This window comes from Arthrobacter sp. TmtSoilC48 (assembly GCF_059739425.1).
In genome coordinates this window covers 4,596,892-4,611,180 of sequence record NZ_AP046049.1, presented here as the reverse complement: position 1 = coordinate 4,611,180, position 14,289 = coordinate 4,596,892, and the positions used below count along the sequence as shown (strand labels likewise).

Below are 14,289 nucleotides of genomic sequence, written 5' to 3'. Positions count from 1 at the left end.
TGGGCTGCGTCCCAAACTGGGACACAACTTTGCTTCCCCGCGGTGAAAACCTGATGTTCGGGCGAATCGGTTTGCAAGTGCCGACGCACCTACGAATTTAGGAGAACGCATGACTAGCACAGCCGCTGCTGATCTCGGCACCGAGGTCAATATCGCAGCCGATAAAAAGGCCGTCCGCCGCCGCACTGTCGCACAAGCGATCGTCGAGTATTTGCAGGTCCAGTACAGCGAACTGGACGGCGAGAAACGGCGCCTGATCGCCGGCATGTACGGCATCTTCGGCCATGGCAACTCCGTGGGCCTGGCCCAAGGCATCGATGAATACGGTGTGGACTTCCCGCACTACCAAGGAAAAAACGAGCAGTCCATGGTCCACGCGGCCATCGGCTTCGCCAAGGCTTCCAACCGAGCGGCCACGCTGGCCTGCACCGCTTCAGCCGGACCGGGATCCACCAACATGATCTCCGGTGCCGCGACGGCCACCACCAACCGCCTCCCCGTGTTGCTGTTTCCTGCGGACATCATCAACAACCGGTTCGGCGACCCCGTGCTGCAGCAGATCGAACACCCCGTTGAGCGCGACGTGTCCGCCAACGACTGCTTCCGTCCCGTCAGCCGGTACTTCGACCGGATCACCCACCCGGCCCAGCTGCTGTCCACCCTCCCCGAGGCCATGCGCGTCCTCACCGATCCTGTGGAAACCGGCGCCGTGGTGGTTTGCCTGCCGCAGGACATCCAGGGCGCCGAATTCGACTTCCCGGAGTCCTTCTTCACCCCGCGTGTCTGGCACATCCGCCGGCGTCCCGCCGTCGAGGATGAGCTCCGCGACGCCGCAGAAATCATCCGCAACGCCAAGCGTCCGCTGCTGATCGCCGGTGGCGGCGTCCGCTACTCCAAGGCACAGGAAGAACTGGCACGCTTCAGCGCCGAGTTCGGCATCCCGGTGTCCGAGACCTACGCCGGCAAGGGCAGCGGACCCATCACCGACCTTAACCTCGGGGCATTGGGTGTGACCGGAACTGTGGGCGCCAACGAGATTGCCGACGGTGCGGATGTTGTGGTCACCGTGGGCTCCCGCCTGCAGGACTTCATCACGGCCTCGCACTCGCTGTTCCAGAACCCGGACGTGAAGTTCGTGAACCTCAACGTGGGTTCGTTCGACGCCCACAAGATGGGCTCGTTCCCCGTCATCGGTGACGCCAGGCTTAACCTGGCCGCCCTGCGCGAGCGGCTCGCCGCCGTCGGGTACTCGACGTCGGACGAGTTCCGCAGCGACGTGGCGGACGCACGCAAGGCCACGCTGGAAGTTCGCAAGCACGATCTCCAGGATTTCGCCGGTGAACTGATGAGCCAGGCACAGGTGATCGACGTGCTCAACAGGCGCACCACCAACGAGGACGCCCTGATTTTGGGCTCCGGCGGCGTGGTTGAAGGCATCCACAAGGCGTGGGATCCCTCCAACGGCACCGAAATTCACTTTGAATACGCCAACTCCTGCATGGGCCATGAGATCCCGGCCGGCCTCGGCTACCGTTTGGCCCGTCCCGATGCGCCGGGCGAGGTATATGTCCTGATCGGTGACGGTACCTACTTCATGCAGCCAACCGAACTGGTCACGGCTGTCCAGGAACGCAAGAAGATCATCACCATCGTCATCGACAACCGCGGACACCAGTGCATCTGGCCCCTTCAGGTTGCCAAGGGCGGTCCGGGCCGCGAATTCGGCACCCAGTACCGGGAACGCAGCAAAGAGTCCGGCCGACTGGACGGGGCCATCCTCGACTTCGACATCGCCGCCAACGCGGCCAGCATGGGTTGTGCTGCCTGGTCCACGACGACGATCGAGGAGTTCTCGGCCGCCCTCACCGAGGCGAAGGAAGTCGAAGGTCCTGCTGTGATCGTGGCCCGTGTGGAGCCGTGGCGCTATCTTTCCGGCAACGGCGCCTTCTGGGACGTTGGAGCTCCGATGACCTCGGAGCGACCCGACACCCTGGAGGGTATCGCCAAGCACCTCAAGGGCCGTGAGCGTCAGCGCTTCTACGCTGCCACCACCGCACCTGAAACGCGCTAAGCGCACCGGGCGGGACCGCTCCATCCAGCGGTCCCGCCCGTCTCTTTTACGGGATTTATTGACCAAGGAGCATTCATCATGAGCGCATTTGCCGTTACTGATCCGGCCACCGGAACCATTCACGCCGAGTACCCCGCAGCCACCGACGCAGAAGTCGAGGCCGGACTCAGCGCAGCCCAGAAGACCTACCAGGACTGGTCACGCACCACTACGGTCGCCGAACGCGCGGCCATGGCCAAGCGCCTCGCGGACCTGTTCGTTGCGCGCAAGGACAAGCTTGCCGCCATCATCAACCGCGAAATGGGCAAGCCGCTGCAGCAGGCCGTAGGCGAAGCGGAGTTCTCCGGCTCCATCGCTTCGGCCTTCGCTGAAAACGCTGAAGAATGGCTGGCCGATGAGGAACTCGAGGTTGCTGACGGGCTGAGGAGCTTCTTCCGTTACCAGGGCCTCGGCGTGATCCTGGGCATCATGCCGTGGAACTACCCCTACTATCAGGTGGCACGGTTCGCGATTCCAAATATCATCCTGGGCAACACGGTGATCGTCCGCCACGCCAGCCAGTGCCCGGAGTCGGCGTTGGCCCTGGAGGAACTCTTCCGCGATGCAGGCTTCCCGGAGGGTGCCTACGTCAACCTCTTTGCCACGCACCAGCAGATCTCGGACATCATTGCCGATGACCGTGTGCAGGGTGTCTCGCTCACCGGTTCCGAGCAGGTGGGAGCGATCGTCGCTGAGCAGGCCGGACGCGCGTTGAAGAAGTGCGTCCTCGAGCTTGGTGGAGCCGACGTGTTCCTGGTTCTGGACACTGACGACGTGGACCTCGCGGTGAAGAAGGCCGTCATGGGCCGCATGGGCAATACGGGGCAGTCGTGCAACGGTTCCAAGAGGATCGTGGTGCTGGACAAGTACTTCGACGAGTTCTCGGAGAAGTTCAAGGCCGCCATTGCTGGCCAGTCCTACGAGAACGGCGATTTCGGCCCGATGTCCTCCGATTCAGCCACCAAGTTCCTGGCTTCACAGGTGAAGGGTGCGCTGGACCAGGGCGCCGAAATCCTGGTGGGCAACAATGAGCCAAAGGGCAACGTGTTTACCCCGACGGTGATCACCAACATCACCCCGTCCATGGACGTCTACAGCGAGGAACTGTTCGGTCCCGTTGCACAGCTCTACAAGGTAAGCACCGACGATGAAGCGATCAAGCTCGCGAATTCCTCGCCGTATGGCCTTGGTTCCGTGGTGATTTGCGACGACGTCGACCGCGCCGAGCGCGTCGGCAATCAGCTCGACGTCGGCATGGTGTTCGTAGGTGCCTACGACCTCAGCGGTGCGGATGTGCCGTTCGGCGGCGTCAAGAAGTCCGGTTACGGCCGGGAACTGGGCAAGGTGGGCATGCTGGAGTTCGCCAACAAGAAGCTGTTCCGCTTCGCCAAGTAGTTTTCAGCGCACAAGTTTCAGCGCAGCACAAAGGAGGCCGGATCATCGCGGACCGGCCTCCTTCCTGGCTTTAAGCAGCAAGCCGCCTTATTGCTCCTGCTCTGTGTACGGCATAGTGCCAGCCTCCATCGCTGCCAGCTGCAGCGCAAGCAGTTTGGAGTAGAACCTGCCGTCGCCGATGCCGAGGGAAACCATGAACCACAGCTGGTCCACCGCGGTTCGCCGCCACAACCGGCCATATTCGCGGTCCGCCCCCACCTTGGCGAACTCTCCGACCCGGTCAGCGATGTCATCACCGAGGACCTGGCGGACCACCGATGGAGCACCTTGGTAACCAGTAGCGAATACAACGAGGTCAGCCTCCAGGCTGCGGTCCCCGTCCAGCAGGACCCCGCTGGAGCTGAGGCCCTCCACGCTGCCGTGACGCAACTTGATGGTTCCATCGATGATCAGTTCGGAAGCGCCGGCGTTGTAGTAATAGCCGGTTCCGTTAAGGCCAAAGATCAACCCCAAGACTCCTTGTCCGTCCGGGCCGTCGCTCAGTTCGAAGCCGGCTTCAATCAGGCCGTCCAACAGTTCCCGGTCCATCGCCTTGACCAGCTCAACATGTTTAGGTCCGTGTGCGGGGAGTGCTCCGAAAGGCGTTGAAGCGTTGATGAGGTCGGCTTCTTCGGTGCTGTATTTTCCGCTGACGTGGTTCGCATGCATCACCTTGTGGAAAGTGGAGGTGTTCATGACAAAGGTTCCGGACCGCTGGATCATGGTGACGTCGACGCCGTGCTCGGCCAGATCCTGTGCGATGTCGTGCCCGCTGACGCCGGAGCCGACAACCACGGCACGCTTTCCCTGCCATTCTGCATGGCCCCTGTAGTCCACGGCGTGCATGACGGTGCCTTCGAACTCCGATCGTCCGGGTACCTCCGGAATGTTTGGTGCAGCGTTCATCCCGGTGGCGAAAACCAGGTGCCTGGGGTTGATCCTGCGCTGCTTCCCTTGCCGGTTGAGGTCGACGATCCACCGCCGGGATGGTTCATCGAACTCCGCGCCGTCTACTGTGGTGCCGGTCCAGACGGCCAAATCCAGGAGTGTCGCGTAGCTCTCCAGGAAGTCTCCCAACTTGTCCTTGGGAGTGAAGCGGGGCCACGTCGATGGGAATGGAAGATACGGCAAATGGTCGGAAGCCAGCGGAGTGTGGAGCGCCAGCGAACTGTACCGTTTACGCCAGTTGTCCCCAACGCGCTCGTTCGGTTCCAGAACCAAGGCGGGAATCCCAAGGGCCCTCAGGCGTGCTGCCAGCATGAGCCCGTTGTGCCCTGCGCCGAGGATGACAACGTCAGGCTCCTGCTGGGTGAACTCGGGGTCGAGTCCGTCCTGCCAGCCAACGCGGTTCCGGACCGGCCCGTGGGTTTTTCCGCTCGGTCGGGCGTCGAGATGGCACTCGGGGTGGCTGTCCACGGCGTCGAGGGCCAACACGAGGGTCGCCGCGAGCCAGGTTCCGTCGTCGTCCTGCTGCACCAAGCGGACGTGGCCGAACCCGTTGCCTGCGCTGTTCCTGAACTGCAGGAAAGCGGAGATGGCGCCGGGAGTTCCCTCCTCGACAACCACCGATGCGTTGCCCGGCCGCACCTGGATCGACGTCGGCCGGTCTGCTGCGGGAACGGTGAGGCAGGTGGAGATCTCCTGGTGTCCGATTGCATTGCGGAAATCCCAGGACAGGGCCAGGAGGTCACGGACAACGCCGTCGGGCAGGAAAAGGTCCGCAGCGGCGGCGACGTCCTGCGAGGACAAAGCATTCGTGAGCTGTCCCACCCATTCATGCACGATCATGCGGGGTGTTGTGGTGGAGCCCGGCTCCATTGCCGGGGCTATGGCTACATCAGTCATGAGTGCCGATTCCTTTGTGTGTGTCATGTGTATGGTCTCTTTCACTGTGGCGTCCGTAGACGAGCCGCCCTCATTACTGCGCGGTGTATCCGCCGTCGATCAGCAGGTCCGCCCCGGTGATGTAGCTGGCTTCGTCGCTTGCCAGGTACAGGACGCCATAGCTCACCTCTATGGGCTGGGCGGCCCGCTTCATGGGGGTAGCGTTGCTGAACTCCTTGTTGGACTCCTCGCCCTCTTCCTCAGCCATGGGCGTCATCACAAGTCCCGGCGAAACGGAATTGATACGCACGCCACGGTGCGCGTATTCCATGGCAGCGGCACGGGTCATCATCTTCACGGCCCCTTTCGAGGCCTGGTAGGAGAAGCCTCCGGGGTTGCCGACGGTGCCATTGATGGAGCACGTGTTGACGATTGCGCCGCCGCCGCTTCGCTCAATCGCAGGTGCACCATGCTTAAGGCCAAGAAAGACGCCCTGTTGGTTGATCGCGGTGGTCTTGGACCAGCCGTCCAGGCCTTCATCTTCGACAGACTTCATGGTTCCGACGATTCCGGCGTTGTTGATCAGGATGTCGACGCGCCCCCACCGCTCTTCCGCTGCCGCTACTACGGATTTCCATTCGTCTTCGGAAGCAACGTTCAGATGCAGGTAATGGACATCGTGCCCGGAGTTTCGGAGATCATTGGCTACTGCCTCGCCGACGTCGTCCAGCATGTCGGTGACGAGTACCGAAGCGCCTTCTTGTGCGAAGAGGCGTGCGTGGGACTCGCCCTGTCCTCTGGCGCCGCCAGTGATGATGGTTACCTTGCCTTGCACACGGCCCATGAGTCTCTCCTTTGGTTTGGATGATGTGAAGTGCTTCACGCTTGGGAAGACGTTACTGCTGCCACTTGACGGGATTTGTGTCAGAAAGAGACATTTTCGCCTCAGGATCCGGGCAGGGCATGGCGACAGTGCGCGCTCTGGCGGGCGAGGGGCAAATGTCGTTGCGGCAGACATTGATGAAGCCGGGCTGGATCGACTGGAAAGAGAGAACGTGCAAATCTCCACCCATCGTTGTGACATGAGCAAACCTGCTGACGTGGAGCGGCTCGTTGCCACGGCAGAAGAGACATTCTGGGGCTCGGTCAACTCGATGGTGGCCGAACCCGACATCGCCGCATATTCCGCATCTAAAGGAGCGGTGCTGATGCTCACTAAATCCGTGGCGGTCGAATACGCCAAGGACAACATCAGGGCTAACTGCCTGTGCCCCGGCGGCGTCCGTACTCCCATGGTTGCCGGTTTTTTCGACGAGGAGTTCCTCAAGGACGAACAAGCCCAGCGCGCCTACCAGCCGCTCGGCCTGATCAGCCCGGAGGAAGTAGCGGACGTCGCAGTGTTCCTGGTTTCGGACGAATCACGAAAGATGACGGGTTCTGCCGTCATGGTCGATGCGGGCTATAGGCCATCTGAACAGATGTCCCACCTTGGGACAGTAGGCGCTGCCCTGGCTGCGTAATCTCGACAGAACCATCCCGCCCGTCGGGGCGCAAACAATCCATAGAGGAGCAATCACGCGATGACCATTGACCAGCAACAGGCCTTCGCAGCCCGGATGACGGAACAACGACGCAGCCGCCACACAACAGTTCCCCACGTCATCGCGGGACAGGAATATTTTGAAGGCGCGCTCCTGCAGCGGGAAGACCCCAGCAACCCCAGCTCGGTGGTCAGTGCCTGCCACGACGCACCGGATGAACTCGTCAAGCTGGCTGTTCAGTCGAGCCGTGATGCCCAGCGTGAATGGTCCCGGGTTCCGGCCGCACAGCGCATTGAACACGTTCGTCGGGCCATTCCCTTCATTGAGGAGCGCCTCGAGGAGTGGGCGGTCCGGGTGGCCCTTGAGATCGGCAAGCCCTACGCGGGTGCAAGGGCCGAAGGCGCAGAAGTTCTTGAAATCCTCCGGCAGTACGCCGATTACGCGTCGGCTCCAGGAGCCTTTGAGGATCAACGCGAAGACGACCCGTCCGGACTGGCCAACGAATCCGTGCTTCGGCCCTACGGCGTGTTCGGCGTCATCACACCGTTCAACTACCCGATTGTCCAGGCTGCAGGTCCAGCCATTGCTGCGCTGATCGCGGGCAACGGAGTGGTGGTCAAGACATCGCATGATGGTCCGTGGTCCGGGCACGCCGTATATGAGCTCTGCGAGGCAATGGGACTCCCTCGGGGGTTGGTGAACGTGGTCCACGGAGGCGACAGTCCCGGACGGGCGTTGGTCGCCTCGGACATCGACGGCATCTGCTTCACGGGTTCGGTGGTCGTAGGGAAGTCGATCCTGGGGGACTTCGCCTCCGGGCCGTATCCCCGCCCCGTCATTGCCGAAATGGGCGGCAAGAATCCGGTAATTGTCACTGATACGGCTGATTTGGAGCAGGCCGCCGACGGCATCGTCTTCTCGGCATTCGACCTCAGTGGGCAAAAGTGCAGCGCGCTGTCCCGGGTGTTGGTTACCCCTTCCGCCCACGACAAACTGGTGGAGCTCGTAGGGGAGAGAGTCAGGGACCTGAAGGCCGGCGACCCTGTGGATGCAGGTGTGTTCGCGGGTCCCGTTGTTTCTGCCGAGGCCGTGGATCGCTACGCCGGACTGCTGGCAACGGCCCGCGGTGAAGAATTCCACGTGGAGACCGGCAAGGCCCAGGATGGCGGCTACTTTGTTCCGGCCACTGTGGTCTCCGGAGTGCCCGCAACTCATCACTTGGCCACCAAGGAGCACTTCCTGCCCTTCCTGACCATCAGCAAGGTGCCCACTTTCGAAGCGGCCTTGGCGGCCGCCAACAACACAGAAATGGGTCTGACGGCGGGAATCTACACCGGTGACGAGGCAGAAGCGCGGGAGTTCCTTGACCGTGTCGAGGCCGGCTGTGTGGACGTGAACGTCCCGGGCCATGCCACGACCGGGTGGTGGCCGGGACCGCAGACCTTTGGCGGTTGGAAGGCGAGCGGTACGACCGGGAAACAGACACTCGGGAAGTGGTACTTCCAGCTGTTCGGCCGCCAGCAGGCGCGGAAACTTCCCGCTCACCTGCAGCACCTGCTCCAGCACTGACATCAGCCCAGCCACTATCGGGAAAGCAGGCACGGCATGGCTTCGAAGGACGTTTCATGGCTCCCTACGGCTTCTTCGCTGCGCGTGGGCGGGACGCCCAACGCGGAAATTCAGTCGCTCAGGGAACGTTTCCTGACAGAACCCGGAGCGACGGACCTGAGCAGTCTGAGGCCGGTCATTGCCAGATCCTGGCAGCGGAGCCTGGCCTGCAATGTAACGGCCACCTCGCCGTTTCTGCAGGCTGCTGTCCACCAGGCCGACGAGCAGTTGCTCGCTGCTGCCGAACCCGTCCTGACCGAACTCGAACGTCTGTGCAGCGACTCCGGGGGGCTGGTGGTGCTTACTGACGCAGAAGGCACATTGGCCGTCTTTCGCGGAGATGCCACAGAACGTCGAAAGGCGGAGCTGTTGTTTCCGAGCCTGGGAGCGCAGATGGCCGAGGACCTGATTGGAACCAACTCCGACGGAACTGTCCTTGAGGAAGGCGAAGCAGTACAGGTCTGGGGCGCCGAACACTTCAATGAGGCGCTCCAGAACAGTTACTGCACGTCTGCTCCCATCCGTGATCCGATACGCCGCTCCGTCAGGGGTGTCCTGGGCTTGATGTTGCCCGAGAAGCTGGCACGCAACACGGACCCCGGCTCTGTTCTCCTGACCGTCCATGGGGCGGCCGCGGACATCACCAGGAGGCTGGCGGAACGACTCGCGGCGCGGGAGCAGGCGCTGATGTCCGAATACCTGAAGGAGATCCGGAAACGCGGAGCAGATGCTGTGGTGGCGATGGATGAACGCACCACCATCGCAAGCCGGAGTGCCCTGCGCATGCTGGATCCCAGCGATTTCGCGGTACTCGCGGCCCTGGCGCGGGAAGCCGAACAGCGGGACGGCCTGTCCCAGCACCGCCTGAATGTCAGCACTGGCAGGGAGGTGCAGCTTCACATCCGTCCCATGGATTTCCGCGAATCAGGCTCTGGCGGAGCGTCCGTGATGCGCGTCCAGGTGCCGTCCGTCTCGCTAGGTGTGCGGGCGGCGCCAACTGCCCGTGAACCCCAAGCGCAGTTCGACGGGATGGTTGGAACCAGCCGGGCCTTCAAGAGGGCCCTTGGTGCTGCGGCTGCAGCCGTGAGCAGGCGGATGCCTGCTCACATCATCGGCGAACAAGGAAGCGGTAAGCGAACTTTGGCGGAGGCCATGGCCGGTCGCCTGTCGAGGGAGACGCGAGTATTCGACTTTACCCAAAGGCCTGCCCGGGCCACTGTTGACGACGTTGATGCTGCCCTTGAGCAAGGGGCGGCGGTTATCCTCCACAGGGCAGACAAGTGCCCGCCGCATTTCCTGGACGACTTGGGAGGTCTGCTCCACGTCCTGGAGCAACCCCAACTTATCCTGACTGCCGGCGCCGTCGGCGATGATCTCCTGCCGGTGCTGTCTGCGTTGAGAGGCATTGAGGTTGGCATGCCACCTCTTCGTGACCGGCGTGAGGATATCGTCGGGCTGGCGTCGCATCTGCTAAGGAGAGCGGTCGGCAGGGAGGTCCGAATGTCACCGAAGTTGCGGGATGCACTGGTGGCCGCGGACTGGCCGGGCAACGTGCGGCAACTCCGCGACCTGGTTGAATCCGCTGCCTCACGGTCCCTCAGCGGAGAACTGCACCTGTCGGATCTCAACGCAGTGCAGCTGCGTGGACTCGGCACCATGCCGCTTACCCGTTTGGAAGAAGCGGAGCTTCAGCAGATCAGGGCCGCGCTCGCCGAGGCATCAGGTAACCGCGTTCGGGCCGCCTCACTGCTGGGGATCGGAAGGTCCACGCTTTACCGCAAGATCGAGTCATATGAAGCCAAGGGGTTCGATCTGGCGCTGGGCTGATGTCCCTATCTGACGGTTGCGTGGTCCGGAATGCATCATCCTGGCACAGTTCCAGTGCCGTTCGAAGATCACAATCTAGGAACTGACCCGAATCCGGTTGAATCTACCCTCTGGTCATAGCAGCACGGCCAATCGGCCGCTCTTTCACCCAACACAGCGCGAGTCAACGGTGACTCCACTCCTCCGAGGAGAAAACACGTGAAACAAGAACTCCCCGTCCAACGCGAAGCAGCGGACGAACCAGAAGTCAGTGAAACCCGATCGTCGACATACCAGCTCAGGGGCCGGATGGGAACCACCGGACTCCTCTTCACAGTGCTGGCCTTCACGGCTCCCCTGGGCGTCGTCTTCGGCTTTGTCTCTGTGAACATCTCCTTTGGGATAGGAGTCCCGATCGCTTTCGTCGCGGTCGCTGTCCTGATGGCACTCTTTGCCATGGGATTCACTGGAATGACCAAGGCAATACCGCGGCCTGGAGCTTTTTACACCTACATCCGCGAGGGTTTGGGCCGTCCCTTCGGCTTGGGGGGATCTTTCCTTGCACTGGTCACCTACGGCTTCAACGTGACATCCTGCATTGTTGTTTCCGGCATTGCCGTGAACAACCTGCTTGGTGCTTTCGTCGATGGCGTGTCAACGCCGTGGTGGCTGTGGAGCATGGTGATGTTCGGCATCGCTTGGGTGCTGAGCTACTTCAACGTGGAGCTCTCCGCCAAGGTCCTCTCAGTCATCCTGGCCGTCGAAGTCCTTTCGGTAGCTGTCTTTGACATCGTCATCATTTCCAACGGAGGACCAGAGGGCCCGTCCTTCGAACCTTGGAACCCCTCCAACCTCTTCACCCCAAACATCGGCGTCCTCCTGTTGTTCAGCATCGGAGTGTTTAACGGGTTTGAAGCCACGGCCATCTACAGGGATGAGGTCAAGAAGCCGGCCATCACCATTCCCCGGGCCACCTTCCTGGCCGTTGCCTTCCTGGGAATCTTCTACGCTGTTTCAGCCTTTGCCCTCATCCTGTCAGCAGGAACATCACAGGCAGTGGCGGTCGCTGGGGCGGACCCCACGGCCATGATGCCAGACGCGCTACTGCGTTACTTCGGAGCCTTCGCCAACCAGATCATCGCCATCCTTCTGGTCACCAGCTTCTTTGCCTCAGGCCTGTCCCTCCAGAACATCCTTTCCCGTTACACCCACTCCCTTGCCGTCGATGGCATCTTTCCGAGGTCCATCGCGGCAGTGCACCTCAAGCATGGGTCTCCGCACCGCGCCGCTGTGACAGTTGGGGCCGTTCTCCTGCTTGTCCTGCTGGTCCTGGTCCTCTCGGGCGGCGACGAGAATTCCCTGTATGCCGCGGCGGCCGGCGTTGCGTTCTATGGGATGCTGCTTTTGCTCTGCCTGACGGCCATTGCGGTCATAGTGTATTTTCGCAGGAACAAGTCCTCGATGTCGTTCTGGCGGACGCTGATCGCCCCGATCGTGGCGCTGGCAGGGATTGGGTTCGCTTTGTTGACAGCTTCCTTCAATATGGAGCTGTTAGTGGCCGGGGATCCGCTCCTGCTGACGGTTCTGCTTCTGATCCCCTACGCGTCGATAGTCGCCGGCATCTTCCTGGCGCTGGTCCTCAGAAGCCGGAAGCCGGATACGTACGTTCGGATTGGACGCGCTCTGGACTAAGGCCGCCCGCCCTAAATAGGCTCGAAAAACGTAAGCACAAAAGGAGGCCGGATCATGGCGATCCGGCCTCCTTTCGTGCCCCAGGGGCTTAGGCTCCGTAGGTCGTGTTTCCGGAGACTTCCGGAATCTCCACCCAGTCACCGGAACCGGCGCTCTTCAGCGAGGCATCCACCAGTTCGGATGCCGACCACCCGTCAGCCACCGAGGGTCCCAGCTGCTTCCCTTCGGCCACCGAACGCAGGAACAGCGCGGCCTCGATGGTCTTGAGGTCGTTGAACCCGATGCCCGGACCGGGACCCGGCTGGAAGCGCCCGAATTCGCCGTAGGACGGCGGGGTCATGATGGTCCGGTATCCACTGCGGTCCGTGGCGAGTTCCAACTGGTTCATCCGTTCGAAGTTCCAGCGCAGCGAGCCCTCCGTGCCATACACCTCGATGATGTATTCGGCGTGCGGGCCAATGGCTACACGGGTGGATTCGAACACGCCGATGGCGCCGCCTTCAAAACGGGCCAGCATGGCGGTATAGTCCTCGTTCTCCACCTCGCGGGTCACGTCCGAGGCCTTGCCCATGTCGAAGGAGTTGGAGGAGTTGCCGGCGGGCAGCGGGCGGTCCTTGATGAATGTTTCGGTGACGGCGTTGAGCGACGTGATCCGGCCCACCAGGAACTGTGCAAGGTCAAAACCGTGACTCAGCACATCGCCCAGGACACCGGAGCCCGCCCGAGCCTGCTCGTAACGCCACGTGAACACCTGCGTGGGGTCGGAGGCATAGCCGGTGAGCAGGCGGATCTGCACGTTGGTGATACGGCCGAGAGCGCCGGAGCGGATAAGCCGCCTGGCTTCTGCCACCGCAGGCGCATGCCGGTAATTGAAGCCCACCGAGGTGATCAGCCCAGCGGCTTCTGCGCCCTGGGCAATTTCGCGGGATTCCTGGGCGCTCCGGCCCATGGGCTTCTCGATCCAGAAATGCTTGCCAGCCTCGATGGTGGCCAAGGCGATTTCGTGGTGCAGGAAGTTCGGGGAACAGATCGAAACGACGTCAACGTCCGGGTTCTCGAGCACCTTGCGGTAGTCCGTGGCCGTTTCCTTGTAACCGAGCGCGTCCTCGGCGTGGTGACGGCCGGCGTCGTCGGGGTCTGCGGCGATCACAAGCTCAGGGTGGCGCGGCAGTTCAGGGAAGAACTGCTTGGTGGCGAGGTAGGCGCGGGAATGCAGGCGCCCCATCCACCCCACCGAGATGAGGCCAACGCCAATGCGGTTCTGGTCTTTCAAAGTGGACTCCTTAGTTTTGCCGCTCTCCGGCGGTGCTGTGCCGCACAGAAAGGCGGCATCTGCGCATCAGCCTATGGAGGCAAGGTGTTTGTGCTGTGTCTCAATCTGAGACATCCGGCGAGGGCCTACGGCTGTTTGAGTAGAACGTATAGTCCAGCAACGCCAACCAAGAGGAGCCCGTCGACGATGATGGACCGCAACAAACGGATTCGGACGGAACCCCTGCGGGTGCTCGTCACGGGCGCAACGTCCGGCGTCGGAGAAGCGACCGCAAAACTCTTCGCAGCGCGGGGCGCGCGGGTCGCACTCATAGGGCGTCGCGCCGGCGAGCTGCAACGGGTTGCGGACGCGATCGACGGCGTTGCGCACCGGGTGGTCGCCGACGTCGCTGACGCCGAATCAGTCCGGAACGGCGTCCGGGGAGCGATCCACTCCCTCGGTGGCCTCGACGTGGCCGTCAACGCCGCCGGGGTTGCCGGTTACGCGCCCCTGGAGGACCTGGACGAGCACCGCTGGAGCGAGGTGCTGGACACCAACCTCTCCGGCACGTTTTACGTTGCCCGGGAAGCGGGCCTTCATATGCGCAGAGCCGGGGGAGGGGCAATCGTCAACGTCGCCTCGGATCTCGCAACCATGGGCGTAGCCGGGCTGGCCCATTACTGCGCAGCCAAGGCCGGCGTCGTGGGGCTTACCAAGGCGCTCGCCGTGGAGTTGGCGCCCCATGTCCGCGTCAATGCTGTCTGCCCTGGTCCGATTGATACGCCCATGCTGCGCTCGGGCCTGGAGTCCGAACCGGACCCCGTCCTGGCCCTCCAGCAGAAGGAAAGCACCGTCCCGCTGAACCGCCTCGCCGATCCGGAAGAAGTGGCAGCGGCTATCTACTTCCTGGCGGTTGACGGCACCTTCGCCACCGGCACCAGCATGGCGTTCGACGGCGGCACTTCCGCCGCGTAGCTGCCTCACCCACGACCTCATAAAGACAAACAAGCCAAGGAGCTTTG

10 protein-coding genes are annotated in these 14,289 nt (G+C 62.3%); 7 read left to right on the top strand and 3 right to left on the bottom strand.

Translation table 11 applies throughout. From position 1 onward, the window contains the following. Positions 1–109: 109 nt before the first annotated feature. A complete protein-coding gene (iolD, locus tag AC6I97_RS21140) occupies positions 110–2,071 on the top strand; it encodes a 3D-(3,5/4)-trihydroxycyclohexane-1,2-dione acylhydrolase (decyclizing) (protein WP_309926640.1) in 1,962 nt (653 codons plus the stop codon). Between the two features lie 78 nt (positions 2,072–2,149). Then, the gene (locus tag AC6I97_RS21135; RefSeq protein ID WP_497946680.1) at positions 2,150–3,505 is read left to right on the top strand and encodes an NAD-dependent succinate-semialdehyde dehydrogenase; all 1,356 of its coding nucleotides are present in this window, start codon (positions 2,150–2,152) and stop codon (positions 3,503–3,505) included. A gap of 87 nt (positions 3,506–3,592) precedes the next feature. Here the strand turns inward: AC6I97_RS21135 and AC6I97_RS21130 are convergent, their stop codons facing one another. Together AC6I97_RS21130 and AC6I97_RS21125 are read right to left on the bottom strand one after the other, a co-directional pair. After that, positions 3,593–5,389: a flavin-containing monooxygenase gene (locus tag AC6I97_RS21130; protein WP_497946679.1), complete on the bottom strand. Its 1,797-nt coding sequence runs from the start codon at positions 5,387–5,389 to the stop codon at positions 3,593–3,595. A 73-nt stretch (positions 5,390–5,462) separates the two neighbouring features. After that, positions 5,463–6,212: a glucose 1-dehydrogenase gene (locus AC6I97_RS21125; RefSeq protein WP_224094213.1), complete on the bottom strand. Its 750-nt coding sequence runs from the start codon at positions 6,210–6,212 to the stop codon at positions 5,463–5,465. A 238-nt stretch (positions 6,213–6,450) separates the two neighbouring features. Between AC6I97_RS21125 and AC6I97_RS21120 the strand changes: the two genes are divergently transcribed. The 4 genes from AC6I97_RS21120 to AC6I97_RS21105 all read left to right on the top strand — a co-directional run bounded on the left by AC6I97_RS21120 (position 6,451) and on the right by AC6I97_RS21105 (position 12,015). Next, on the top strand, positions 6,451–6,888 hold the full coding sequence (locus AC6I97_RS21120; RefSeq protein ID WP_224094214.1) for an SDR family oxidoreductase: 438 nt from the start codon (positions 6,451–6,453) through the stop codon (positions 6,886–6,888). A 60-nt stretch (positions 6,889–6,948) separates the two neighbouring features. Continuing rightward, the gene (locus AC6I97_RS21115) at positions 6,949–8,478 is read left to right on the top strand and encodes an aldehyde dehydrogenase family protein (RefSeq protein WP_497946678.1); all 1,530 of its coding nucleotides are present in this window, start codon (positions 6,949–6,951) and stop codon (positions 8,476–8,478) included. A gap of 36 nt (positions 8,479–8,514) precedes the next feature. Further along, the gene (locus AC6I97_RS21110) at positions 8,515–10,344 is read left to right on the top strand and encodes a sigma-54-dependent Fis family transcriptional regulator (protein WP_497946676.1); all 1,830 of its coding nucleotides are present in this window, start codon (positions 8,515–8,517) and stop codon (positions 10,342–10,344) included. Between the two features lie 198 nt (positions 10,345–10,542). Continuing rightward, positions 10,543–12,015, top strand: coding sequence for an APC family permease (locus tag AC6I97_RS21105; RefSeq protein WP_497946675.1), 1,473 nt, complete (start codon positions 10,543–10,545; stop codon positions 12,013–12,015). Between the two features lie 88 nt (positions 12,016–12,103). On the opposite strand, the gene AC6I97_RS21100 is transcribed toward AC6I97_RS21105, so the two are convergent. Further along, on the bottom strand, positions 12,104–13,288 hold the full coding sequence (locus tag AC6I97_RS21100; RefSeq protein ID WP_497946674.1) for a Gfo/Idh/MocA family protein: 1,185 nt from the start codon (positions 13,286–13,288) through the stop codon (positions 12,104–12,106). A 186-nt stretch (positions 13,289–13,474) separates the two neighbouring features. Between AC6I97_RS21100 and AC6I97_RS21095 the strand changes: the two genes are divergently transcribed. Continuing rightward, positions 13,475–14,242 carry an SDR family NAD(P)-dependent oxidoreductase gene (locus tag AC6I97_RS21095; RefSeq protein ID WP_224094219.1) on the top strand — a complete coding sequence of 256 codons (768 nt, stop codon included), beginning with the start codon at positions 13,475–13,477 and terminating at the stop codon, positions 14,240–14,242. The last annotated feature ends 47 nt before the right edge of the window (positions 14,243–14,289 follow it).

Bases quoted from the DNA above. Each gene is read 5' to 3' on its own strand.
- iolD (WP_309926640.1), top strand. From the start codon at position 110: ATGACTAGCACAGCCGCTGCTGATCTCGGCACCGAGGTCAATATCGCA.
- AC6I97_RS21135 (WP_497946680.1), top strand. From the start codon at position 2,150: ATGAGCGCATTTGCCGTTACTGATCCGGCCACCGGAACCATTCACGCC.
- AC6I97_RS21130 (WP_497946679.1), bottom strand. From the start codon at position 5,389: ATGACTGATGTAGCCATAGCCCCGGCAATGGAGCCGGGCTCCACCACA.
- AC6I97_RS21125 (WP_224094213.1), bottom strand. From the start codon at position 6,212: ATGGGCCGTGTGCAAGGCAAGGTAACCATCATCACTGGCGGCGCCAGA.
- AC6I97_RS21120 (WP_224094214.1), top strand. From the start codon at position 6,451: ATGAGCAAACCTGCTGACGTGGAGCGGCTCGTTGCCACGGCAGAAGAG.
- AC6I97_RS21115 (WP_497946678.1), top strand. From the start codon at position 6,949: ATGACCATTGACCAGCAACAGGCCTTCGCAGCCCGGATGACGGAACAA.
- AC6I97_RS21110 (WP_497946676.1), top strand. From the start codon at position 8,515: ATGGCTTCGAAGGACGTTTCATGGCTCCCTACGGCTTCTTCGCTGCGC.
- AC6I97_RS21095 (WP_224094219.1), top strand. From the start codon at position 13,475: ATGATGGACCGCAACAAACGGATTCGGACGGAACCCCTGCGGGTGCTC.